19 protein-coding genes and 1 pseudogene are annotated in these 23,015 nt (G+C 60.7%); 9 read left to right on the top strand and 11 right to left on the bottom strand.

From position 1 onward, the window contains the following. Positions 1-326: 326 nt before the first annotated feature. Genes DL86_RS12640 through cysT form a run of 3 tightly spaced genes read right to left on the bottom strand, consistent with a single transcriptional unit; the run spans position 327 to position 3,165 of the window. The gene (locus tag DL86_RS12640) at positions 327-1,400 is read right to left on the bottom strand and encodes a sulfate/molybdate ABC transporter ATP-binding protein (RefSeq protein ID WP_036261980.1); all 1,074 of its coding nucleotides are present in this window, start codon (positions 1,398-1,400) and stop codon (positions 327-329) included. Positions 1,401-1,418: 18 nt separating this feature from the next. After that, positions 1,419-2,342, bottom strand: a complete 924-nt coding sequence (gene cysW / locus DL86_RS12635) for a sulfate ABC transporter permease subunit CysW (protein ID WP_036261979.1) — start codon at positions 2,340-2,342, stop codon at positions 1,419-1,421. Beyond that, entirely contained in the window at positions 2,335-3,165 is an 831-nt protein-coding gene (gene cysT / locus DL86_RS12630) for a sulfate ABC transporter permease subunit CysT (protein ID WP_084572901.1), read from the bottom strand. Before cysT ends, cysW begins: the two co-directional genes overlap by 8 nt. A 244-nt stretch (positions 3,166-3,409) precedes the next feature. On the opposite strand from cysT, the gene DL86_RS12625 reads away from it, so the two are divergent. The 5 genes from DL86_RS12625 (at position 3,410) to DL86_RS12605 (ending at position 7,465) form a co-directional block, all read left to right on the top strand. Then, complete coding sequence (locus DL86_RS12625) at positions 3,410-3,721, top strand: DUF2849 domain-containing protein (protein ID WP_051953345.1); 312 nt, start codon at positions 3,410-3,412, stop codon at positions 3,719-3,721. Position 3,722: 1 nt separating this feature from the next. Next, on the top strand, positions 3,723-5,381 hold the full coding sequence (locus DL86_RS12620) for a nitrite/sulfite reductase (RefSeq protein WP_036261974.1): 1,659 nt from the start codon (positions 3,723-3,725) through the stop codon (positions 5,379-5,381). Next, positions 5,368-6,147 carry a phosphoadenylyl-sulfate reductase gene (locus tag DL86_RS12615; protein WP_051953343.1) on the top strand — a complete coding sequence of 260 codons (780 nt, stop codon included), beginning with the start codon at positions 5,368-5,370 and terminating at the stop codon, positions 6,145-6,147. Before DL86_RS12620 ends, DL86_RS12615 begins: the two co-directional genes overlap by 14 nt. A 4-nt stretch (positions 6,148-6,151) precedes the next feature. Further along, the gene (locus tag DL86_RS12610) at positions 6,152-6,661 is read left to right on the top strand and encodes a DUF934 domain-containing protein (protein ID WP_051953341.1); all 510 of its coding nucleotides are present in this window, start codon (positions 6,152-6,154) and stop codon (positions 6,659-6,661) included. 228 nt (positions 6,662-6,889) lie between these two features. Then, positions 6,890-7,465 (top strand): type 1 glutamine amidotransferase domain-containing protein, encoded by a 576-nt coding sequence (locus DL86_RS12605; RefSeq protein WP_036262057.1) that lies wholly within the window; start codon positions 6,890-6,892, stop codon positions 7,463-7,465. A 147-nt stretch (positions 7,466-7,612) separates the two neighbouring features. Here the strand turns inward: DL86_RS12605 and DL86_RS12600 are convergent, their stop codons facing one another. From DL86_RS12600 to rpoZ, 6 genes and pseudogenes are all read right to left on the bottom strand, one after another. After that, entirely contained in the window at positions 7,613-7,894 is a 282-nt protein-coding gene (locus DL86_RS12600) for a hypothetical protein (RefSeq protein ID WP_051953339.1), read from the bottom strand. A 470-nt stretch (positions 7,895-8,364) separates the two neighbouring features. Continuing rightward, on the bottom strand, positions 8,365-9,525 hold the full coding sequence (locus DL86_RS12595) for an alpha/beta hydrolase (protein WP_051953337.1): 1,161 nt from the start codon (positions 9,523-9,525) through the stop codon (positions 8,365-8,367). A 195-nt stretch (positions 9,526-9,720) separates the two neighbouring features. After that, a pseudogene (locus tag DL86_RS20505) lies at positions 9,721-9,885 on the bottom strand (transposase); the annotation flags it as partial. A 178-nt stretch (positions 9,886-10,063) separates the two neighbouring features. Continuing rightward, complete coding sequence (locus DL86_RS12590) at positions 10,064-10,834, bottom strand: pyridoxine 5'-phosphate synthase (RefSeq protein ID WP_036261972.1); 771 nt, start codon at positions 10,832-10,834, stop codon at positions 10,064-10,066. Further along, a complete protein-coding gene (locus DL86_RS12585) occupies positions 10,835-13,045 on the bottom strand; it encodes a RelA/SpoT family protein (protein ID WP_036261970.1) in 2,211 nt (736 codons plus the stop codon). It lies immediately after the preceding gene. Positions 13,046-13,243: 198 nt separating this feature from the next. After that, the gene (rpoZ, locus tag DL86_RS12580; RefSeq protein WP_036261967.1) at positions 13,244-13,639 is read right to left on the bottom strand and encodes a DNA-directed RNA polymerase subunit omega; all 396 of its coding nucleotides are present in this window, start codon (positions 13,637-13,639) and stop codon (positions 13,244-13,246) included. Between the two features lie 554 nt (positions 13,640-14,193). Between rpoZ and DL86_RS12570 the strand changes: the two genes are divergently transcribed. Both DL86_RS12570 and DL86_RS12565 read left to right on the top strand, forming a co-directional pair. Next, a complete protein-coding gene (locus DL86_RS12570) occupies positions 14,194-14,811 on the top strand; it encodes a LabA-like NYN domain-containing protein (RefSeq protein ID WP_036261962.1) in 618 nt (205 codons plus the stop codon). Beyond that, positions 14,808-15,503, top strand: a complete 696-nt coding sequence (locus DL86_RS12565; protein ID WP_036261959.1) for a uracil-DNA glycosylase — start codon at positions 14,808-14,810, stop codon at positions 15,501-15,503. Before DL86_RS12570 ends, DL86_RS12565 begins: the two co-directional genes overlap by 4 nt. Positions 15,504-15,545: 42 nt before the next feature. On the opposite strand, the gene DL86_RS12560 is transcribed toward DL86_RS12565, so the two are convergent. Together DL86_RS12560 and fabI are read right to left on the bottom strand one after the other, a co-directional pair. Next, entirely contained in the window at positions 15,546-19,703 is a 4,158-nt protein-coding gene (locus DL86_RS12560; RefSeq protein ID WP_084572894.1) for a Pls/PosA family non-ribosomal peptide synthetase, read from the bottom strand. 551 nt (positions 19,704-20,254) lie between these two features. Continuing rightward, on the bottom strand, positions 20,255-21,103 hold the full coding sequence (fabI, locus tag DL86_RS12555) for an enoyl-ACP reductase FabI (RefSeq protein WP_036261956.1): 849 nt from the start codon (positions 21,101-21,103) through the stop codon (positions 20,255-20,257). Between the two features lie 373 nt (positions 21,104-21,476). Between fabI and DL86_RS12545 the strand changes: the two genes are divergently transcribed. Both DL86_RS12545 and DL86_RS12540 read left to right on the top strand, forming a co-directional pair. Next, a complete protein-coding gene (locus DL86_RS12545; RefSeq protein ID WP_036261952.1) occupies positions 21,477-22,025 on the top strand; it encodes an RNA polymerase sigma factor in 549 nt (182 codons plus the stop codon). A 34-nt stretch (positions 22,026-22,059) separates the two neighbouring features. After that, entirely contained in the window at positions 22,060-22,959 is a 900-nt protein-coding gene (locus tag DL86_RS12540) for an anti-sigma factor family protein (RefSeq protein ID WP_036261949.1), read from the top strand. Positions 22,960-23,015: the final 56 nt, after the last annotated feature.

Genomic DNA, 23,015 nt, shown 5'->3' with positions numbered 1-23,015 from the left:
AAAAGACCGCACGATTGCCATAGAGCGATATAAGGGCTCGAATGTGTTCGGCAAGCCGCATGGCGCCGGGCCAGGCTTTTGCGCAAGGACCCAGACCGGAGGGTTCGGATTTTCTCGGGCCGCGCCGCTCAGGCGGCAGGGACGCGGCCTATGCCGCCCCATCCAGAGCCCTGAAGAAGGATTTGCCCCCGATTGCCCCTATCGAGGCGGCAGCCGCCACGACAAATGCAGGTGGCGGGGAACGGCGGATGACATCGCCGAGCCTCGGCGGGCGGCCGAAGCCGCCTCTTCATGGTGAAATGGCGATCGCCCTTCCCCACGGTGGACTAGCAAAGACTGGACGCTGCGCCTTCGCCGTCGAGAAAAAACGTTCCGCGCAGAAAGCGGATCGGGATCCGCTCGCCGGGACGAAAATTGACCGCCGCCGGCGCATCGATTTCGACGCGCCCGGCATCGGCCGGGATGACGATTTCCGCCCGCCTCGTCGCGCCGGCGCGCCGCACCGCGACGATTTCCGCTTCGATGCCATTGGCATCGCCTTCGCCGATCACGATGTCCTGCGGCCGCACGAAAAGCCTGCCCCTCCCGGTCCGGCCGCTCCTGCCTGGAAGCGGCAATTGATGGTTGCCGATGAACAGGTTTCCCGCCCTTAAATCGACCGTCAGCGCGCTCGCCTCGCCGATGAACCCATGCACGAAAGGCGTCGCCGGATGATCGTAGATTTCGTCCGGCGAGCCGACTTGCTCGATATGGCCGTGGTTGAGGACCGCGACGCGATCGGCGAGCTCAAGCGCCTCGTCCTGATCATGCGTCACGAATGTCGTCGTATGTCCGGTTCGGAGATGAATTTCGCGGAGCCAGCTGCGCAAGTCGCGCCGGACCTTGGCGTCAAGGGCGCCGAAAGGCTCGTCGAGCAAAAGACCCCTCGGCTCCCCCGCGAGCGCCCGAGCGAGCGCCACCCGCTGGCGCTGTCCGCCCGACAATTGCGCCGGCCTGCGTTTCTCAAGCCCGGTCAATTGGACGAGGTCTAGTAGTTCGAGCGCGCGCCGCCTGATTTCGGCCTTCGGCGGGCGCGTCTGACGATCGCGAACCTCGAGCCCGAAGGCGATGTTTTCAGCGACGGTCAGATGCTTGAACAGAGCGTAATTTTGGAAAACGAATCCGACGCGCCTCTCCTGGACGGTCTTTTTCGAGGCGTCTTCATCGCCAAAATAGACTGAGCCGCGATCGGGAAAGTCGAGGCCGGCGATGATTCGCAACAGCGTCGTCTTGCCCGAGCCGGAGGGGCCAAGCAAGGCGACCAGTTCGCCGCTGCCAACATCGAGGCTGACGCCGTCGAGGGCCGGCCGCGCCGATGAACCGGTAAAATTCTTGAAAATGTCGACCGCGCGTATCTGCATGAACTTTTGCCTTTTACGTCAATGCCCGCGCGATTTCCCGGGGAGGGCGTCCTTGAAGCGCGTCTCGAGCAGGGTCTTGGCGACGAGAGTGACGAGCGCCAAAAGCGCCAGAAGCGAAGCGACCGCAAAAGCCGCCGTGATGTTATATTCATTGTAGAGAATTTCGACATGCAACGGCATGGTGTTGGTCAATCCGCGGATATGACCGGACACAACCGACACCGCGCCGAACTCACCCATCGCGCGGGCGTTGCAGAGGAGCACCCCATACAGCAGCGCCCATTTGATATTGGGCAGGGTCACGCGAAAGAAAGTCGCGACGCCGCTCGCTCCGAGGGAAAGGGCGACCTCCTCATCGCCTGTCCCTTGATCCTCCATCAGGGCGATCAGCTCGCGCGCGACGAAGGGGAAGGTGACAAATATCGTCGCCAGCACAATGCCCGGAACGGCGAAAATGATCTCGATGTCATGGGCCTTGAGCCAAGGCCCGAAAAGGCCTTGGGCGCCGAACAGGAGGACATAGATCAGACCCGCGACCACCGGCGAAACCGAAAAGGGCAGATCGATGAGCGTGATCAGGAAACTCTTTCCGGCGAAGCGAAATTTAGCGATCGCCCAGGCCGCCGCAAGGCCGAAAACAATGTTCAGCGGAACCGCGATCGCCGCAACCGTGAGGGTGAGCCAGATGGCCGAGCGCGCGTCCGGCGCGTTCAAGGCCTCCCAATAGACCGCAAAGCCATTGGCGAAAGCCTCGTAGAAGACAACCGCGAGCGGCAGCACCAGGAAAAGAAGCAGAAAGACCAGCGTGACGCCGACGAGAATGCTGGCGAGAACCGGCCCCTCGCCCGCCACTGGGCTTTTGGAGAAAGTGATCGCAAAAGTCTTCGGCGCCCAGGCGATTTTCGCGGGCCGGGTCTCCCACTCAGCAAGGGTCTCAGACATGACCCATTCTCCTTCGGCTCCAGGCTTGAATCAGGTTGATCGTCAATAGAATGAGAAAGGAAGCGGCGAGCATCAGCGTCGCGATCGCCGTCGCGCCGGCATAGTCGAATTGCTCGAGCTTGACGATGATGAGCAGCGGCGCGATTTCCGAGACGAATGGCAAATTGCCGGCGATGAAGATCACCGAACCATATTCGCCGACGCCCCGCGCAAAGGCCAATGCGAAGCCGGTCAGAAGCGCCGGCGCAAGGGTTGGAAGAATGACGCGGACGAGCGTCTGCATGCGCGCCGCGCCGAGCGTCGCCGAGGCTTCCTCCACATCCTGTTCAAGCTCCAGGATGACAGGCTGCACCGTCCGCACGATAAAGGGCAGGCCGATGAAGACGAGAGCCACGACGATGCCGAGCGGCGTATAGGCGATCTTCCATCCAAGCGGCGCGATCAAGGCGCCGATCCAGCCATTTGGCGCATAGATCGCGGCCAGCGCAATGCCCGCCACGGCGGTCGGCAAGGCGAAAGGCAGGTCAACCGCAGCGTCGAGCAGGCGGCGGCCCGGGAAGTCATAGCGCGCCAAGACCCAAGCGACGATCCCGCCAAAAATGACATTGATCGCCGCGGCCGCCAGGGCGAGGCTGAAGCTGGTCCGCAGCGCGGCGAGAATGCGCGGCTCGGTCGCGATGTCCCACAGTCCCGCCAATCCCAGACTGCTGGCGCGCAAGACAAGCACCGCGAGCGGAAGCAGCACGATCACGCCGAGATACACAAGCGTATAGCCGAGGGTCAGACCGAATCCCGGCAAGATCGATTGACGCCGTATCGCCAGGGACAAGAAACCAACCTTTCAGCACAATATCCGACCGCAGAGGCGCGGCCCAACCCATTAGGCCAGTATTTACGAACAAAGCAAATAGATTTTATCGAGCTTGTGGGATTGAGGCTAGCGAGGGATCGGGGCCTAGGGAGATAGTATTTACATATTAGTTATGTTATTAAATCTTTAATCCTCGCCAAACGCTGTTATATGCTCTATATGCGCCTTCACCCTTTGCCAACGCCTCAAACGAGCCATGTCCAAAGTCATTTCCGCAAATCGTCTCTCCGATGGAATCGTGGTCTATTTCGAGGGCGCCGGATCGTGGCGCGAGAATATCGACCTTGGGCAAATTCTCGCCAGCGAGGCGGAAGTTGAAGCCGCGCTCGGCGCCGCCCGCATTGATGCAAAGCGCAATCTCATCGTCGATCCCTTCGCGGTGGAGGTCGCCTCCGGCGACAATGGCTTGAACGCCTTGAGCCTGCGCGACGCGATCCGAGCGCGCGGCCCGACAATCGATTTCACGCCACATGCCGGACCTCGAGTGGCTCGGACCGAGCGGAGCTGACATGTACCTCTATGACGAATTCGACAAAACTTTTGTCGCCGGCCGCGTGGAGCAGTTCCGCGACCAGGTCGCCCGCCGGCTTTCCGGCGAATTGGACGAGGACCAGTTCAAACCGTTGCGGCTGATGAACGGCGTCTATCTGCAATTGCACGCCTATATGCTCCGGGTCGCCATTCCCTACGGCACGCTATCGTCGCGGCAGTTGCGCAAGCTCGCCTTCATCGCCCGGCGCTACGACAAAGGCTATGGCCATTTCACGACGCGGCAGAACATTCAGTTCAACTGGCCGGCGCTCGCCGATTGTCCCGACATTTTGAATGAACTCGCCGAAGTCGAAATGCACGCGATTCAAACCTCGGGCAATTGCATCCGCAATGTCACGTCGGATCAATTCGCCGGCGCCAGCGCGGACGAGATCGAAGATCCCCGCCCCTACGCCGAAATTTTACGGCAATGGTCTTCGCTGCATCCGGAATATTCGTTTCTGCCGCGCAAATTCAAGATCGCGGTCAATGGCGCGGCCAAGGATCGCGCCGCGATTCAGGTGCATGACATCGGCTACCAGATCGTCAGGAACGCCGATGGCGAAGTTGGCTTTTCCGTCTATATCGGCGGCGGCCTTGGCCGCACGCCTTTGGTCGCGCATAAGATCCGCGACTTTCTGCCGAAGGCCGATCTCCTCGCCTATACCAACGCAGTGCTGAGGATCTATAATCTCGAAGGTCGACGCGACAATAAATATAAGGCGCGCATTAAAATTCTGGTGCATGAAAAAGGCGCCGAGGCCATTCGCGCCGCCGTCGAGGCCGAATTCGCCGATCATCGCGACGAGGCCCTGACCTTGCCGCAGGCGGATATCGACCGCATCCGCGCCTATTTCGCTCCCCCCGCCCTGCCCGCGCGCGCGGATGTCTCGGCTCCGCTCGCGGCGCGCAAGGCCAAGGATCCGGCCTTCGCCCGCTTCGTTGCGCAAAATGTCGCGCCGCATAAGGTTCAGGGATATGGCATCGTCACGATATCGCTAAAGCCGATCGGCGGCATTCCCGGCGACGCCAGCGCGGAATGGATGGAGGCCGTGGCCGATCTCGCAGAAACCTATTCGCAAAGCGAAATTCGCGTCGCGCATGAACAGAACCTCGTCCTCGCGCATGTCGCGCTGGACGATTTGCCGCAAGTCTTCGACGCGCTTCAGGAACATGGGCTCGCCACCGCCAATACAGGCCTCGTGACCGACATCATCGCCTGCCCTGGCCTCGACTATTGCGCGCTGGCGACGGCGCGCTCGATTCCCGTCGCGCAACGCATTTCGGAACGCTTCGGCGATGGCGCGCGAGCCGAGGAGATCGGCGAGCTCAAGATCAATATCTCGGGCTGCATCAATGCCTGCGGGCATCATCATGTCGGCCATATCGGAATTCTCGGCCTCGATAAAAGCGGCGGCGAAGCCTATCAGATCACGCTCGGCGGCTCGGCGGACGAAACCTGCAATGTCGGCGCGATCACCGGCCGCAGCTTTTCATCAGATGAAATCGTCGATGCGATCGAGACGGTCGTAGACACCTATTTGAAAGTCCGCAAGGAGCGCGACGAAGATTTTCTCGCCGCCTTCCGGCGGGTTGGAATCGAGCCGTTCAAGGAGGCGCTTTATGAGCGCGACTGATGTGGCGCTTTTCGCGGACGCCGACGCCGCGAGCCGGCTGTCGGCCAAATTCGCCGCGATGGATGCGGCGAAATTTCTTCGTTTCGTCATTGCGGATCTGTTCCCCGGCAAGATCGCTCTTGTCTCGAGCTTTGGCGCTGAATCCGCCGTGCTGCTCCATATGGTCGCAGAAATCGATAGAGCCGCGCCGGTCCTTTTCATCGACACTGGGGTCCTCTTTCCAGAGACTCTCGCCTATCGCGACGCGCTGATCGCGCGTCTTGACCTCCGCAACGTGATCAACATCGGACCCGATCAAAACCAGCTCGCGCAGGAAGATCCCGAAACCTTCCTTTGGGCCAACAACCCGGATCGTTGCTGCGAGATTCGCAAGGTCGCTCCGCTGGCCAAAGCGCTCGAAGGTTTCGACGCCTGGATCACCGGCCGCAAGCGCTTTCAAGCGACGACGCGGGCTGCCCTGGCGTTGTTCGAGGTCGAGGGCGAAGGAGGCCGCATCAAAGTCAATCCGCTCGCCGGCTGGTCCGCGCGCGAACTGATCGGCTATCTCGATGCGCATGCCTTGCCGCGCCACCCGCTCGTCGCCAAAGGCTATCCCTCGATCGGCTGCATCCCTTGCACCTCGCCGGTGAAGCCGGGCGAAGACGCGCGCGCCGGGCGCTGGCGCGACAAAGGCAAGCTAGAATGCGGGCTGCATACGCAAGCGCTTTCTCAACCTCTCCCGCATCCGCTTGACGCGCCCGCGCGCGATGCTGCTTCGGACATCTAAGAACATGGCATTCTTGTTCACCAATGACGCATTCGTCGCCGATGACTGGCGATCCGCAGCGCCGGACGAGGCGTTTCCACTCGATGGCAAAGTCATCCTGACGCTGCCGCAATGGCAAGAGAAGCGCGAACAATTCGAGACCGCCAATATTCCGATCGGCCTGCGGCTCGAGCCCGGCGCGGCGGTCCAAGCGATCGCGCAAGATCTTCCCCGCCTCGCCCTCGTCGCCGTCAATTTTCCCAAATTCTCCGATGGCCGCGGCTTCTCAATGGCGCATCAGATCCGCGGCGATTATGGTTTTTGCGGGCAATTGCGGGCGGTAGGCGACATCCTGTTCGATCAGTTGCAATTGCTGGCCCGCTGCGGCTTCGATGCATTTGAAATCAGCGACCCGGCGACTGTCCGGCTGCTCACGGCCGGACGCCGGCCCGGCCTCGGCCTTTTCTATCAGCCTGGCCTTGGCGTTGAAGCCGCGGAGTCGACCCGGCCCTGGGCGCGCCGCACCGGCAATTAGAGCATTTTCCAGTTAGAGCGCTTGCCCATCGGAGGGGTCCATCTGGTCAGAATGGACTTGCTCCGGTTCAAGGCGTTCGAGCAGGCTCGCATGGACTCGGCGCGCCAGCTCCCTGCCCCCCCTCAAGTAAAGTTCCGTTGGCGCGCCTGCGCCACTCTGGCTCGTCCGCCGATGGAACCTTGCATCACGCAGCTGGTTTTCCTCTCATCCATTCCATGGAGGAAGATCATGCCGACAATTCGCGCCGCGAAGGTTCTTATCATGGCGACGGATGGATTCGAACAATCGGAACTTCTGACGCCATTGCATAGATTGCAGGACGCCGGCGCTTCCGTGCTCATCGCGGCGCCGCACGGCCCACAAATCCGAGGATGGAAAGACAAGGATTGGGGGGAAAGCGTCGATGTCGACCTCGCCATCAGCTCAGTCGACGCCGCCGATTTTCACTGCTTGATCCTCCCTGGCGGGCAGATGAATCCAGACGCCTTGCGGACCAATGAGGACGCCCTTGAACTCATCCGCGACTTTCTGCACTGCGGCAAGATCGTGGCCGCGATTTGTCACGCGCCTTGGCTGCTGGTCGAGGCTGACGTCGTCGAGGGTCGCCAGCTAACCTCCTGGAGATCGATCAAGACCGATATCGAAAACGCCGGCGGCATATGGATCGACAGGGAGGTGGTCGTTGACGATAGCCTCATCACCAGCCGCTCGCCGGCTGATCTCGACGCTTTCATGGCGAAGATCATCGAAGAGATTGAGACGCATGAGCATCTTGAAGGCGACCCATTCCGCGAAAACGCGTGAGTCCCACCCGTAAAGCGCTATCGTCAGATGTGCGCAGGCGGAGGAGGAATGGCCGCGTCAGAGTGGACTTGAGCGCGCGGGTGGCTCCTTACGCACCGCGCGGCATTGGCGACCATGCGCGTCGAAAGGGGTTAAGCCGCCGAGAGTTCACATATTCGCTTCGACAACCGGGCGAAGAATATGCTGGAGGCCCGACAAGATCGGCTGATCGGAACCCCGCATTGCCTCATGAATGGCCTTGCGTTGCTGCTCTCCGCGGATCCGGTCGAATTGCAGCACCGTGTGAGCCGTAAAGGCGCCAACCGACATCCCGTGCGCGCTCGCAGTCGCGCCGACTTTGCCGGCGAAATCCGAACCGATCGAAGCGACGGCGGCCTGGGCCACTTTCTCATTCGAACACGTGTGGACGATTTCCGCGATCAAACACATGACACCCTCACTCTACGCGCATATCGAATCTCGCATGCAAGATTGAGCATTCACCATCGCCGCTTAACGTAAGCTGAACCGAAGCGACAAAAAAGTATATTAAACGTTAATGCTAAACTTATTGTGACGTCAATGCAGATTAGTTGTGCTGCATTGCAGCAACATCCGCCTTAACATTTCGCATCCGCGATGATCGACGCCAGAAGCTGCGCCTAATTAGCCTAAAAGCAAATAAAATTTGCAAAAGCATCTATCTCAGCCGACATGAATGCCTGCGCCGCAAAAACAATATTGCCAAGTTTTCTATAGAAAAGATCCCGATAGAACAGATATGTCGCCGCTCCAACGGCACCTTGTCTCCAGCGCAAACGCCAAGCTTCGCCGCAAATGCATAAAAGGCTGTAAATTCTTTAACTTGCGCCGAGCGGAAAGGTTCCATCGCAATTGTCAAGCAACTCCTGCGCCGGGACTTACGGAGCAGGGGCAGCGGCGCCGCTTGAGGGGGCGACGATAGGCGGCAGGGGAGCCGCCGTGATTTTTGGATCGACCGGCTTGTCGCCGAGCACGGCTTGGACGCTGGCGTCCTGGGGCCTCGGTTCGGCAATCTGCGCGCCGATCGTGCGCACGACCTGCGGCGCATTGGCGTAGGTGCCATGGCCGATGATTTCGGTCGACTCGCGCGAAAGATCATAGACTCTCACGCCGAGCCCCTCGAGCGCCGCCCGTTCGCTCGGATTGGTCGGGTCGAGCGCGCCCAGACGCGCGCGGTCGCCGGCGAGCGTCCGCGAAATCGAGAGCGCCCGATCGTTGGAGGCGACCAGAACGGAGACATGGGACGGATCGATCCGGGCCAGCTGCTGCCGGAAGACTTTTAGATCGATGTCCGGCGCCGCGAGCATGACTTCGCCAAGCCGGCCGTTGAGATCGGGACTGCCGGCGATGGCGTTTTCGCGCAAGGCCTCCATGGTGAGCCAGGCGCCCATCGAATGGGCGAGAACATGCAGGCGGCCAACGCCTGGCGTCTCGGCCAGCTGATGGATCAGCCGCGCCAAGGCGTCGCGGGAAATGGTGGCGCTTTCCTTGGCGGCCCCATAGTCGAGAAGGCTGTTGGCCGATGGCCAAGTAAACAGGACCGGAACGCCGCCGAAGCGCCCATCGGCGACGATCTGGGCAAGCCTGAACCGGGCTTCGTCATAGCCTGTGTTGAAGCCATGCACATAGAGCAGGAGGTCGCGGTTCGAGCCGATGCGTCCGGAGATATGCGTCGCAAGCTCTGAAAGAAACGCGGCCTCGTCGAGCCCGCGCCGCTTCAACGCGACAAAATGTTTCCGCGGATCCTCTGAACCAAAGCTAGGCCGCTCCAATTGTCCCGGCGCATGCTCCGGCGGCACGCCGATCATCTGCAGAGACGCGCGCGCGCCGCCCTCCACCCCTGTCTCGCTCGCCGCGCCGCGCTCACCCTTTCGGGTCGAGACGACGAAGACGGAAAGCGCGCGGGACTCCATTGATGCTTCGGTCAGCTCGGAGAGACCCGACGAGGCGCAGCCGGAAACAAAGAGCGCAGCCGCGAAAGCCAACCACGCGGCGATGCCGCAGGGCCGCGCTGCAGCACGCAAGAACGCCAGCGGCATATGGTTTCGCTTCTGCAAAATTGAGCGTCTATCCAGGTGAGGATCCGCGAGACTATCAAGGCTCTTATGAACCTCTCGACCCTTGCTGAAAGGTTAACAAACGGATTTCGACAGACGTGATGGCCGCCAAACATGTCGGGAATAGGACCGTTGGGATCAGCGCACAAATTTGTGATGATCGGCCGCCGATATGCAAGACGCATAAGCAGCGAACGCGCCGAACTTGCGGTTGGCGATCTTGCCGGGCCGGCCGCTATATTGGCGCCCAACGCCGGATGAGGCCTCGCCCTACTTCAGAAACCCGGCTTCATCAATGATTGGAACCGCATCCGGGTCCGCCAGCGTACCGATGACATAATCACCCCTGATGCGCGCAGAGCATCAGCGATTCAGAATCTCCAAAATATGGAATGCTAGAGCCGGATGACTTTGGACGGAATCGCAACGCGATCTCGTCCAAAGTCTGAATCCGCCTCTCATCAAAGAGTTAGAGCATGATGTCGTCCGAAAACCGGTTTCCACTTTTCGGCATCATGCTCTAGAGCGCCTTCGCCATCTCCTGCGCCCGCCCCGCCTCGATCGCGGCGCGCATCTTGGCGATGGCCGCGGCGAGACCTATGAAAATCGCCTCGCCGATCAGAAAGTGGCCTATATTTAATTCCACGATCTGCGGCAGGCCGGCGATCTTGCGCGCCGTATCGAAATCGAGGCCATGGCCGGCGTGGCACTCTAGGCCGCATAGGGCCGCGTGCGCGGCGCCTGATTTGAGGCGGCCGAATTCCTGTTCCGCTTTGATCTCCTCGCCAAGCGACAGCGCATTGCACCAAGCGCCGGTGTGGAGTTCGACAACTGGCGCGCCGATCGAAACCGCCGCTTCGATCGCCTCGATCGTGGGCTCGATGAAGAGCGAGACCCTGATCCCCACGCGTCCGAGTTCGGAGGCGAAAGGCTTCAGATAATGATGTCCGCCGACGACGTCGAGGCCGCCCTCGGTGGTGCGTTCCGTCCGCTTCTCCGGCACGAGGCAGACCGCGTGCGGCCTGGTCTTGAGGGCGATATCGAGCATCAGTTCCGTCGCCGCCATTTCGAAATTGAGCGGCTTTGAAATGACGGCCTTGATCCGCGCCATGTCGTCATCATTGATGTGGCGCCGGTCTTCGCGCAGATGCGCCGTGATTCCGTCGGCGCCAGCCTCGATCGCAAGGAGCGCGGCGCGCAGCGGATCGGGAAAAGTCCCGCCGCGCGCATTGCGCAATGTCGCAACATGATCGACGTTGACGCCGAGGCGCAAGGCGCGCGATCCGCACATCTATCCGTTCACCCGCTCGACCTTGCTGACCACGGGCCGCGCCCGCAAATTCGAAATGATTGCGTTCAAATGCTTCAAGTCATTGACTTCGATGTCGACAATCATTTCGCGGAAATCGGCTGTAAGCGCCTTGATGACGATATTATCGATATTGGCGGAGTGGTCGCCGATCACCGTCGCGATGGTCCCCAAGGTGCCAGGTTCATTGATCGCGGTTATCACGATTCGCGCCGGAAAAAAATCCTGGCGGCCATCCTCGATATCCCACCGCACGTCAAGCCAGCGTTCGGGCTGTTCGTCGAATGCGGTGAGATCGGGGGATTGAATTGGATAGATCGTAATTCCCTCGCCTGGCGTCAGAATGCCGACGATGCGATCGCCGGGAACGGCGCCGCCATTCGGCGCGAAACGGACAGGAAGATCGCCCTGAAGACCGCGAATGGGGATTGACTTGGCGGCATGCTCGCTAACCCCTTCGCCGGGGATCTTGAACACCAAGCTCGCCGCCTTCTTGAGACCGAACCAGCCGGCCTCGCCGCGCGGGCGGGGCGCGACCGCCTTGCGTTCTTCCATGAACTCCGGGTACACCGCCTTGACGACGTCGCCCGAGAACATTTCGCCCCGCCCGACCGCGGCGAGCACGTCCTCGACGCTGGCCCGCGCAAGCCTTGGAAGAACATTTTTCAGCTTGTCTTCGGTGTAGGGCTTGCCAGCGCGCTCAAACGCGCGCGCCACGATCTGCCGCCCGAGGCCGGCATATTGCGCGCGCACGGCGTCGCGCGTCGCCCGCCTGATCGCCGAGCGCGCCTTGCCGGTAATGACAAGGGATTCCCAAACCGCCGGCGGCGCCTGCCCTTCGGCTCGCGCGATCTCGACCTCATCGCCATTTTGCAATTCGGACAGCAGCGGCGCATGCCGTCCATTGATCTTCGCGCCGACGGCCGAATTGCCGACGTCGGTATGCACCGCATAGCCGAAATCGATCGGCGTCGCGCCGCGCGGCAAGGCGATCAAGCGGCCTTTCGGGGTGAAACAAAACACCTGGTCGTGGAACAGTTCGAGTTTGGTATGTTCGAGAAACTCCTCGGGCGTATCGCCCTCGGCCAGCAGAGCGATGGTTCGGCGCAGCCATTGATAGGCGCGGCTCTCGTTGGTCAGCGTTTCCCGATCGGCGACGCGCCCATCCTTGTAGAGCGCATGCGCGGCGATGCCGTTGCGGGCGATGTCCTGCATCGCCTCCGTCCGCACCTGGAGTTCAGCCCGCTGACGGCCCGGACCGACGACGGTCGTATGAATCGATTGATAGTCATTCTGCTTCGGGGTCGAAATATAGTCCTTGAAACGGCCGGGAACGACGGCCCATTTGGTATGCACGACGCCGATGACGCGATAGCAATCCTCAACGCTGGAGACGACGACGCGGAAGCCGAAAATATCGGAAAGCTGCTCGAAGGCGATCGATTTGCGCTCCATCTTGCGCCACACGGAATAGGGCTGTTTCTGGCGCCCTTCGACATGGGCATGGATGCCGCGCGCGGCGAGTTCGTCGGCGAGCTCCTTCTCGATCGTGGCGATGATCTTCCCATTCTTACGGCGCAGATCCTCGAGCCTCGCCTCGATCATCGCATAGGCCTCCGGCATCAGATGACGAAAGGCCAGATCCTCGAGTTCGTCGCGCATGCCCTGCATGCCCATGCGACCGGCGAGCGGCGCATAGATATCGAGGGTTTCCTCGGCGATCCGGGCCCGCTTCTCCGGCGCCATGAAATGAAGCGTGCGCATATTGTGCAGCCGGTCGGCGAGCTTGACGAGAAGCACGCGCACGTCTTCGGCCACCGCAAGAAGAAGCTTGCGGAAATTCTCCGCCTGCGCCGCGCGTTTCGAGACGAGGTCCAGCTTCTTCAGCTTGGTCAGTCCGTCGACAAGACGGCCGATGTCGCTGCCAAACAGCCTGTCGATTTCCTCCCGGGTCGAATCCGTGTCTTCGATAGTGTCATGTAGGACTGCCGCGACGATCGTCGCATCGTCGAGCTTCATGTCGGTGAGGATCGCGGCGACCTCGAGCGGATGCGAAAAAAAAGGGTCGCCCGAGGCGCGTTTTTGCGCGCCATGCGCCTTCATCGCATAGACATAGGCGCGATTGAGCGACACTTCGTCGGCTTGCGGATTATAGCGCCGCACCCGATCGACGAGTTCATATTGCCGCATCATGACTTTGATTGACCCGCAACTCGGCGCGATTTGGACGCCAACCGTCTACGCGCCGACCCATGACGCCGCCGGCTCATGCGGCGGCGCTCATCGAAAGGCCGAATGCATTCTGGCCGACCGCTGCGGAGCGGCGGTCGCGACCCTATCTCATAACGCCGCCGCGCTTGAGCGCGCGGGCGCGGCGCCAAGTCCCAGCCTTCAGTCGGCGTCGTCCTCGGTTTCGGTCGGCGGCACCAGGCCCTCGAGCCCACGCAAGAGATCCTCTTCGGTCATTCGATCGAATTGAACATCGCCCAATGCGTCTGATCGCGCCTGTTCCGGCGCCGAAGCCAGCGCCGGCACGGCTTCCGCCTCCGGCTCATCCACTTCGACATGTTTTTGCAGGGATTGGATAAAGTCCTCCTTGAGATCATCCGGCGCCAAAGTGGCGTCCGCGATCTCCCGGAGAGAAACGACAGGGTTTTTGTCGTTGTCGCGGTCGACCGTGATCTGGCTGCCCGACGCGATCATGCGCGCCCGGTGACTCGCGATCAGGACGAGTTCGAAACGATTTTCAACCTTATCGATGCAGTCTTCAACGGTGACGCGGGCCATACTGCGCTCGCTCCTTGTTCGAGAGACTCTTTTGAAAAAAGTGATTTAGCGTCTAATCCCCCCGCATGGCAAGCCAAAAGCCGGAAGCAGATCCCTCTAACCCAACAGCGATCGAGAAAAAAAACCAAAATTTGAAGCCCTGGACGCGCATCTCCCTTGACCGGCGGGCGGAGCATCGCCACATTCAAGCCCTAAAAGGAAAGCAGAATCGACGCGCCGTCGCTAGACATAATAGATTTTGTAAGCTCCACCTTTTTGATTTTGAAGTGGTTCTTGTTGGTCAACGAGCCGTTTGATCGGTGCGCTTTCCCGCATGGTCGGCAAAGCAGGCCTTCATTGCCTTGCCGTTCCTTTTTCAGAAATTTGATTGACTCTTTCTTGAAAATGCTGTGGGAACCCTTCACACATGGAGTTCTTTGATCTAAAGTGATTCCCGCATGACGCGAAAATCGTGAAGGTTTCGTGACTTTGCTCTTCGACTTACTCGTTGCTTTCATCGGTGACGGATCAAGAATAATGAAGATTATCACTGCATAACCTTAAGAGATATGTTTATGGCTGACCAAGAGCGACTTGCGCTTTTCATCGATGGCGCCAATCTATACGCAACAGCAAAATCACTCGGTTTTGACATCGATTATAAGCGGCTGCTTAAAGAATTCCAATCCAGAGGCAAGTTGATCAGAGCTTTCTATTATACGGCTCTTGTCGAGGATCAGGAATATTCATCGATCCGGCCGCTGGTCGATTGGTTGGACTATAACGGCTATTCAGTCGTCACCAAACCGACGAAAGAATTCGTGGATTCGCTTGGCCGGCGCAAGGTCAAGGGCAACATGGACATCGAACTCGCCGTCGACGCCATGGAAATGGCCGAGCATTTGGACCATATTGTCCTCTTTTCCGGCGATGGCGACTTCCGCTCGCTCGTCGAAGCTGTGCAGCGCAAGGGCGTCCGTGTTTCCGTCGTTTCGACGAATACGACGCAGCCGGCCATGGTAGCCGATGAACTGCGCCGTCAAGCGGATGAATTCATCGACATCGTCCATCTTGCGTCGAAAATCGGCCGCGATGCGGGCGAGCGGTCGGAGCGTCCACAAAGAGCGCAGGAGCGGCGGCCGGCTCCAGTCGGCAATTTCGATGCGGACATGTCCGACGATCGCCTGGAGTGAACCGCAAAGCCGCCGCGGCGGCGACCAGGCCAGAACGAAGCAATTTTGAGCCCGAACGAGACTGCTCTTCCTGCCCAAGACTTGCGGCCTACCGGACAACGAACCGCGTGGCCGAGCCGCAATGGCATAATGCCCCCGTTCGAAATTTTGGGCCCGCCGAGGCGCGCCTCCTGATTGTGGGCCTTGCGCCGGGCCTTCGCGGCGCCAACCGCACCGGGCGACCTTTTACTGGCGACTTTGCTGGCGACCTTCTCTATCAAACGCTGCTCGAATTCGGCTTCGCCAAAGGCGTCTATCGGGCCTCCGCGGAGGATGATCTCCAGCTCGTGGATTGTGCGATCACGAATGCCGTGCGCTGCGCGCCGCCGCAGAACAAGCCGACGCCCGCCGAAATCAACGGTTGCCGGCCATTTCTCGCCGCGACGCTTGAAGCTGCGCCCAATCTTCAAGTGATCCTCGCTTTAGGGCGGATCGCACATGAGTCCATTATTCGCGCTTATGGATTGAAACTGTCCGGAGTCCCATTTGCACATGGCGCCGAACATTTCCTGCCCCGCATGGACGCTAACAGCCTTCTGCTTTTCGACAGCTACCATTGCTCCCGCTACAACACGAATACCGGCGTTTTGACGCCGCAAATGTTTCGCGCTGTTTTCATCCGCCTGCGCGAAACCATGGGCGCCAACACGTAGAGCAGCGGGATCCGAGCGAATGGATCCGCCCGCGCATTTTGCTCAGGCCGCCGCCTTGTCGTCTATAAGGCGTTCGGAAGCGGACTTGGGCTCGGCGGGCGCGCCGACCCATTCGGAATGAGCCGGGATTTGCTCGCCTTTCATCACCAAGGTCAAGGGTCCAAGCCGCGCATAGTCGGAAACAAGCGTGTCATAAAGCACGGTCGAGCCGGCTCCGACGCTCACGCCTTTGCCAACGAAAACTCTGCCCACCTTCATAACCCGGTCCTCGTACAGGTGCGTTTGCAAGGCGCAGAGTTCATTGAGGGCGGCGAAATCGCCGACGCTGACGCAGTCGAACTCCGTAATGTCGGTCATGTTCATATAGACGCCGCGTCCGAGCTTCATGCCGAAGCCGCGCATCAGCCAAGGCAGGAATGGGGTGCCGCGCAAATGATCGAGTAGGACCTTGCCGGCCATACCCCAATAAATGACGGCCACCGCCTCCGTCCGCATGGCCCACCAGGACCACATCGGTCGGATCATCGGCTCGTAGCGTCCCATCGTGATCCATTTCAGCACGATGACGACGACGGTCAGAGCGAGGCAAATGACGATCGACGCCAGGGTAAAATCCCCGAGCACCTCGAAATAGGCGCCTTCGAGCGCGCTCTTGCTGAACCATTCCACCGCCCAGGTTCCGAAGGTGATGAACAGCATGGTCGGCATTGAAATCGTCACTGCCTCGAAACAGGCGCGGGCGAATTTCTTCCAGCGCGGCGGCTCATAGGTCCAGTTGGCTCCGCCGGCGTCGAACTTCTGCCGGAGAGGCAGTTTGATCGGCGGCGAGCCGAACCAGGTATCGCCCTCGCTCATCAGATGGTTCGCGGGCGGCTTCGATTTGATGCCAATCAGCGCATTGGCCGGAATATCGGAGCCCGCCGGCGCCACGGCATTATTGCCGACGAAAACGCGCGGCCCGGTCTTGACCTTTTTCAGGTACATCCAGCCATTGCGGATTTCCTCATCACCGAGGATGACTTCGTCGGCGATGAAGCATTTTTCGCCGATCTCGACGAGGTCGTAGCGGCCGGATAGGTTGGTCGAGATTTCCGCGTCCTTGCCGATTTTAGCGCCCATCAGCCGGTACCAAGCGCGCATATAGACCGTCGCGAACAGAGACGACAAAGTCTCGAGCGTGATTTCAGTTGCGAGCGCCACTGCCCATTTGCGCAAATAGAACCAGGAGTGAACCGAATAGGTCCCCTCGCGCACGCGCGGCAGGATCACCCAGCGGCAAGCCGCGATGAAGCCGACGGTGACGAGAACCATCACGAAAGCCGTCGGCCAGGCCATGATTGGAATCGAGGCCATGTAGAGCGTGCGATCGATATCGGCGATTCCGATCATATCGTCGATCCGGTCGAACACCCAGAAGGCGGGAAAAATCGGCAACAGGCCGAGCGGCGGAATCGCCAGCAAGAGAATAAGATACATGATCGTCATGCCGCGCCGCCGCGCGGGCGAAGCCTCCGGAGGCGGATCAAGCGCGGCGCGATCGACCAATGCGACCTTGCGGCCGGGCGACCCGTCCCATGCCTCCCAGGCGCCGACGCGGCCTCCGGCCCCGATCGAGGTCAGGTCGGCGAGTTCGGCCCCCTCGCCGATGACGACATTCTCCTCGATCACGCAGGAGGAGCCGATATAGGCATTTGCGCCAATTTCGATGGCGCCGATAATGAGCTCGTTTCCCTCGACCCGCGCATTGGCCAAATTGGCGATGGATCCGACGCTGGCGCCAGCGCCGATCGATATGAGATCGACAGCTCCCGCCTCGATCTCGCCAAGGATTGCATCGTTCCCGATCCTGGCGCCGAGCGCGCGCAGATAAAGCCGGATGAACGGCGAGCCCTGAAACCATTTGATATGAACGAGGCCGAGAAACCGCTTCACCAGCCACCAACGAAAATAATAGACGCCCCATAAAGGATAGCGACCCGGCTTGGTCCGCCCTATCAGCAGCCATTTCGCGCCAATGACGATCGCCACGGTCGCAACATTGATGCACATATAGACGCCGATGAGCGAAATCACCTCCTCGCCGAAGCTCGCATCGGCGCCGGTGAGAAGCATGTAGCTCACGAAAACGCCGAGCCATTGCAGGGTCACCAGACCGAGAATGACCGGCAGGGCCACCGCCTGCGCAAGCCCGCAGAGGAAGCGCCGCAACAAAGGCGGCGGGGCGAAGGATAAGTCCTCGACAACGGCGGCATGCGCCCATTTGCGGTCAAGAAGTTCGGCCATCGCGCGCAGCGAACGCGCGGCATAGACATCCTGCAAGGTGATGCGCGAAAGAGCGGGCGTCTCTCGCACGACCGAGATGAAGCGCGCAGCGAGCAAAGAATGGCCGCCAAGATCGATAAAGAAATCCGCATCGAGAGGGATTGCCTGCGGCGGCAGAACGCGTTTGGCGGCGTCGAGAAGCACGGCTTCTGTTTTCGTGCGCGGCTCTTCCTGAGCTTCGTCGGAAACGTGGGCGGTCAGCGCGACCAACTTTAGATTCTTGCGGTCGATCTTGCCGGAGGCGAGCGTCGGAAGGCTCTCAACGGTTTCGAAATGGGCCGGCACCATATAGGCCGGCAAAGTCGCGCGCAGTTCGTTGCGAACGACCCGCGTCTCGAATTCGGGTCCCCCTGTGTTCAAGGAGCCGGAATCATCGGCGCCGCCTTGACCATCAGTTGGGGACTGCTGCGCCAAGGCAGCGCGGGCCGGGACGACAAAGGCGACAAGCTGTTCGAGCCCGTTATCGGTGCGCAACACTACGGCGGCTTGCGAAATGCTGGGAAGGTCCGCAAGTCTCGCTTCGATCTCGCCGAGTTCGACCCGAAAACCACGTATCTTCACTTGATCATCAATGCGGCCGTGAAAGACGAGGTCGCCATTGGCGGCGATTTCGACCGCGTCGCCAGACCGGTAGAGAATCGGATCGACCCCGCCGGACAAGGAAAATTCGGCCGGGAATGGATTGGCGATGAATTTCTCGGCGGTCAGCCGATCCCGGCGCAAATAGCCTTTGGCGACGCCAGGACCCCCGATGAGAAGTTCGCCTTGGATATTCGCCCCGACGAGACCCAAGCCCTCGTCGGCCACATAACAGGTATAATTCGCGATCGGCCGCCCGATCGTGACCGGCGCTCCTGGGCGAACTTCCGCGACCGTGGCGACGACCGTGGTTTCGGTCGGCCCGTAAGAATTGAAGATCTTGCGGCCCGGCCTGCACCAGCGGCTGGCGATCGACGGCGGACAGGCTTCGCCGCCGAGAATGATCAGCCGCAAGGTGGCGATGTCGCGCGGCAGCAGAGCGAGCAAAGTCGGCACGGTATCGAGCACCGTGACGCGATGGGCCTCGAGAACATCGGGGAGTCTGTCCGCCTCGCCCATGATTTCCGGGCTCGCGACGAAAAGAGTCGCTCCGGCAAGATAGGGAAGCCAGATTTCTTCCATTGACAGGTCGAAGGCGACCGACGCGCCCTGGAACACGACGTCGCTTTGCTTCACTCCGTAGACTTCATTCGCCGCGCGCAAATAATGGCAAATATTGCGGCCGGAAATTTCGATTCCCTTTGGCGTTCCAGTCGAGCCCGAGGTGTAAATGAGGTAGGCGGGATCCTCCGGCGTCGCGCCGAGCGCCCGAGCATCGATTGGGGTCCTGTCCGCCGGGTCGATCAGGTCTTGCGACGTCCAAGCCGGACAAGGAGACAAATCCGCTAGCCTTGGCGCAAAGGCCGCCGAGGCCAGAACGCCGGCCGCTTCAGCGTCGCCAAGACAAGCGGCGATGCGTTCTGGCGGCGCATCGGCGTCGAACGGAAGCCAGGCGGCGCCCGTCTTCGCGATCGCGATTTGAGCGATCAGCAGATCGGGGCCGCGCGCCATCCAAAGACCGGCGACCCGACCCGGCCGTAGCCCCATGCGGAGAAGGCCGCGGGCCAGCGCCTCGGCCTTCGCGTCGACCTCGGCATAGGTAAGTCTGCTCTCCAGCGTCGCCATCGCGATGGATGAAGGATGCGCGGCGACTGTGGCGGCGAAGAGTTCGCACAGCAGTTCATCACGGATCAACTCCGGCTGGACCGGACCGCGCAAGACGCTGCCTGAGAGGGGCGTCAAGGCGAAGCGATCGTTTTTCGCTAGCAATGCTGCGGCGGTCGCCGAACGGTGCGACATATGTGATCCTATTGTCCCGCTGGAGCTCTTTCGTATCGCATGGAAAGATGAATTTTTTAGGCCCTTGATTGAACTTGGGCGCCTTTCGCTTCGCCGGCAAGGAGCTTGCCGTCCGATGCCGCGACCAACTTAACCGCGGCCATCCGAATTGGGAAAGTGTTTTCACCGAAGCGCCGCCAGAGCCGGGACTTCAAATAGAATAGTGACGAAAATATTAATCGTAACAATTCGTGTTCGAAAATCGGCGGCCATTTTACTGATGCATTCTTGGAAACCGAAAGCAGTCCTGGAAAAGGCATTGTCGCAATTCGACAGACCATGTGGCCGGCCCGCTCTTCAAAGCGCTCATCGCCGCGCCTCCCAAATGCTCGGCCGGACCAATGTCGAGGTCTGAAAGCTTCACGCAACTAAACCGGTCCGGTTCGAGCTCGGCTTTCCGCCTCTGCGGAGGGACTCACCACCACGTCGCAATTTCGCGCCTTTGGCCTGAATGGCCAATGAACGGCTTCCAATTCCGAAATCACGCGGCGGGATCTTGTAAGATAGCCGCCTTAATCCTTGCCGAGAACGGCGATATCGGGGGCGGCCGGGTTCTTCATGCCAACGACGTGATAGCCGGCGTCGACGTGGAGGATTTCGCCCGTGATGCCTCGCGACATGGGCGACAGCAGAAAGGCGGCGCTCTCGCCGACTTCCTCGATCGTCACTGAACGGCGAAGCGGAGCGTTATATTCGTTCCATTTGAGAATATAGCGGAAGTCGCCAATGCCGGAGGCCGCCAAGGTCTTGATCGGCCCCGCCGAAATCGCGTTGATTCGGATATTGCGCGCGCCGAGATCGGCGGCAAGATAGCGGACGCTGGCTTCGAGCGCTGCCTTGGCGACGCCCATGACATTATAGTGCGGCATCCATTTCTCGGCGCCGTAATAGGTCAAGGTCAACATGGAGCCGCCGCCATCCATTAGTTTTTCAGCGCGCTGCGCGACGGCAGTGAAGGAATAGCAGGAAATCAAGAGCGAATTGCTGAAATTTTCCGCGGTGGTGTCGACGTATCGGCCGGTCAATTGATCCTTGTCGGAGAAAGCGATGCAATGGACCACGAAGTCAAGCTTTCCCCACAGGCGTTCGACTTCGGCGAAGGCCGCATCGAGGCTCGCCGGGTCGGTCACGTCGCAATGACCCAGAACCTTGGCGCCAAGCTCCTGCGCGAGAGGCCTCACCCGCTTTTCAAGCGAATCACCCTGGTAGGTGAAGGCCAGTTCGGCGCCCGCCTCATGGGCCGCCTTCGCGATTCCCCAAGCAATCGAGCGGTTATTGGCGAGCCCCATCACCAAGCCGCGTTTTCCGGCCAGGAGTCCGGAGGTTTTAAGTCCAGGCGTCATCGTTTCCGGTTGCGTCATTCTCGATCCGGACCAGAGAATAGGGATGCGACCGACGGGAACGGCCGCTGCTTCCGCCGCGTTTAAGGGGTGTGCGCCTTTAACGCAAGGCGGCGCGAGAGAGAAGTCTCAAAGACGAGCGAGAGCGGGCGCCGCGTGGGGTGGATGCGAAATTTGACTTGGCGACAAGGAGGGACGCCTGCCGCGCATGAGAGCGTCTCCCAATCCGGCGGAATCGTCTGATCGAAAATGAATCGCTCAGATTCAAAGAATTGGAGCGCGCCCTGATCGAAAAAGTCGATCACTTTTTCGCAACATGTTCTAATATTGATAATGGGCTGCGGGCGGGGCCGCGCGTAAAGATCGGTTCGGGCGCTGTCGAGGGAGCGCAAAGGTGAATTGGCGAGACGATTTGAATCTGATCGCGCCGCGGCTCCGCCGCTTTGCGCGCGCCCTTGTCGCCGGCCATCCTGGTCCAAGTCAGGCAGCCGATGATCTCGTCCAGGCGGCGTTGCGGCGGGCCCTCGAAAATGGCGTTCCTGGCCGCCGGCTGGACCTCGACATCCACCTTTATTCCCTCATGATCGAAATGCATCGCGATTCGCTTCGCGCGGCGAAAGCGGACGCCGGCGCCGCGCTGGAGAAGGGAAGTTTTTACGCCGGTGGAATCCGACCCGCGGAAAAAATGCCGAACCTATGCGCCCCCCGCCAAAAGCTTTCCGGCGCGCTTGGCGGGCTGACGCTGGAAGAGCGAGAGGCCTTGCTGCTCGTCGCTCTTGAAGGATTCGGCTACGCCCATGCGGCGCGCATCCTGAAGATTTCGCAACCCATTTTGATCGCGCGGTTGGCGCGCGCGCGCGCAGCGCTTGGCGACCTCCAGATGAGCGAGCCGACGCAGCATAAGACAAAGCTTGCGCCAACCCATTTGCGGGTCGTGAAATAACGCGCATATTGACGCGCGATGGAGACCCCTCGGCGTGAAAAACGGCTCCCTCCCGCCTGTCAGCGACGAAGACCTGCATGGATTCGTCGATGGAGAGACCCCGCCGGCGGGTCGCGAGGCCATTGTCGCCTTTCTCTCCGCCTCCCCGGCGGAGGCGGCGCGGGTGGAAAAATGGCGGCGCCAAAACGAGGCGATCCGCGCCGCTTTCGCGCGCGTCGAAACCGAGCATATCCCCTTATCATGGTTGATGGCGCCCGCGCCCAAACGGCGCGGTTTTCCCTGCAAGCTCTTATCAAAACAGGAGCGGCCGGCGGAGCCAGAGCCGCGCAAGCCCGGCGCCCGCCCAAAAGCGCAATGGAGTCCGCGAGTGGCGACCCTCCTTGCCGCAGGCTTCGCTTTCGGAATGGTCGCGGGGATCGCAGCCTCCCTGATCATCGCTCGTTTCTTTGCGCCGGAACGCGCCCCGCCCGGCGGGACCAGCCAGACTCTGGGGAGCGCTGCATCCGACTCCGTCTTCGTCAGCCGGACAGTTTCGGCTTTGCTGGCCTTCGCGCCGCCTCCCGCGTCGGCGCAAGCCGCCGATCCCACGCCTGACCCGGCTGGCGCCGCGCAGCGTCCAACAGCAATGATCTTGCCGCATCTCGCCGGCACGGGCCTGAGACTCGCCGGCGTGCGCGTCGCGCCAGGCGAATCCGAACAGATGTTCTGTCTGTTCTATGCCAAGGGCTTGCGCGCCGCCGTCGCGCTCTGCGTCGAAAAGGCCACGGGCTTCGGACCAACTGGATTCCGCAAGGCCGGGCATTTCCCCTCCGGCGCGATCGCCTGGAAACAGAGGGGCGCCAATTATGCCATCGCCGGCGCCCTCCCCGAGACCGAACTTCGTACCTTGGCGGAGCGGGCGCATGACGAGGTCGACGCCTTCGCCAGCCGCTAGAGACTTTATCCTTGACGCGAAGCGACCTTCAAGCTCCCGTCACAACCAGGCCCCAC

Origin of the sequence: Methylocapsa aurea, from assembly GCF_000746085.1 — a bacterium.
Lineage (GTDB): Bacteria > Pseudomonadota > Alphaproteobacteria > Rhizobiales > Beijerinckiaceae > Methylocapsa > Methylocapsa aurea.
Note: the sequence above shows the minus strand (reverse complement) of the source record. Positions and strands in the feature narration are given on the sequence as shown.

Coding starts and splice junctions, on each gene's coding strand:
- DL86_RS12560 (WP_084572894.1), bottom strand. CDS start 19,703: ATGTCGCACCGTTCGGCGACCGCCGCAGCATTGCTAGCGAAAAACGAT.
- DL86_RS12585 (WP_036261970.1), bottom strand. CDS start 13,045: ATGATGCGGCAATATGAACTCGTCGATCGGGTGCGGCGCTATAATCCG.
- DL86_RS12615 (WP_051953343.1), top strand. CDS start 5,368: ATGAGCGCGACTGATGTGGCGCTTTTCGCGGACGCCGACGCCGCGAGC.
- fabI (WP_036261956.1), bottom strand. CDS start 21,103: ATGACGCAACCGGAAACGATGACGCCTGGACTTAAAACCTCCGGACTC.
- cysW (WP_036261979.1), bottom strand. CDS start 2,342: ATGTCTGAGACCCTTGCTGAGTGGGAGACCCGGCCCGCGAAAATCGCC.
- DL86_RS12595 (WP_051953337.1), bottom strand. CDS start 9,525: ATGCCGCTGGCGTTCTTGCGTGCTGCAGCGCGGCCCTGCGGCATCGCC.
- DL86_RS12590 (WP_036261972.1), bottom strand. CDS start 10,834: ATGTGCGGATCGCGCGCCTTGCGCCTCGGCGTCAACGTCGATCATGTT.
- DL86_RS12640 (WP_036261980.1), bottom strand. CDS start 1,400: ATGCAGATACGCGCGGTCGACATTTTCAAGAATTTTACCGGTTCATCG.
- DL86_RS12620 (WP_036261974.1), top strand. CDS start 3,723: ATGTACCTCTATGACGAATTCGACAAAACTTTTGTCGCCGGCCGCGTG.
- DL86_RS12600 (WP_051953339.1), bottom strand. CDS start 7,894: ATGTGTTTGATCGCGGAAATCGTCCACACGTGTTCGAATGAGAAAGTG.
- DL86_RS12625 (WP_051953345.1), top strand. CDS start 3,410: ATGTCCAAAGTCATTTCCGCAAATCGTCTCTCCGATGGAATCGTGGTC.
- DL86_RS12570 (WP_036261962.1), top strand. CDS start 14,194: ATGGCTGACCAAGAGCGACTTGCGCTTTTCATCGATGGCGCCAATCTA.
- DL86_RS12610 (WP_051953341.1), top strand. CDS start 6,152: ATGGCATTCTTGTTCACCAATGACGCATTCGTCGCCGATGACTGGCGA.
- DL86_RS12605 (WP_036262057.1), top strand. CDS start 6,890: ATGCCGACAATTCGCGCCGCGAAGGTTCTTATCATGGCGACGGATGGA.
- rpoZ (WP_036261967.1), bottom strand. CDS start 13,639: ATGGCCCGCGTCACCGTTGAAGACTGCATCGATAAGGTTGAAAATCGT.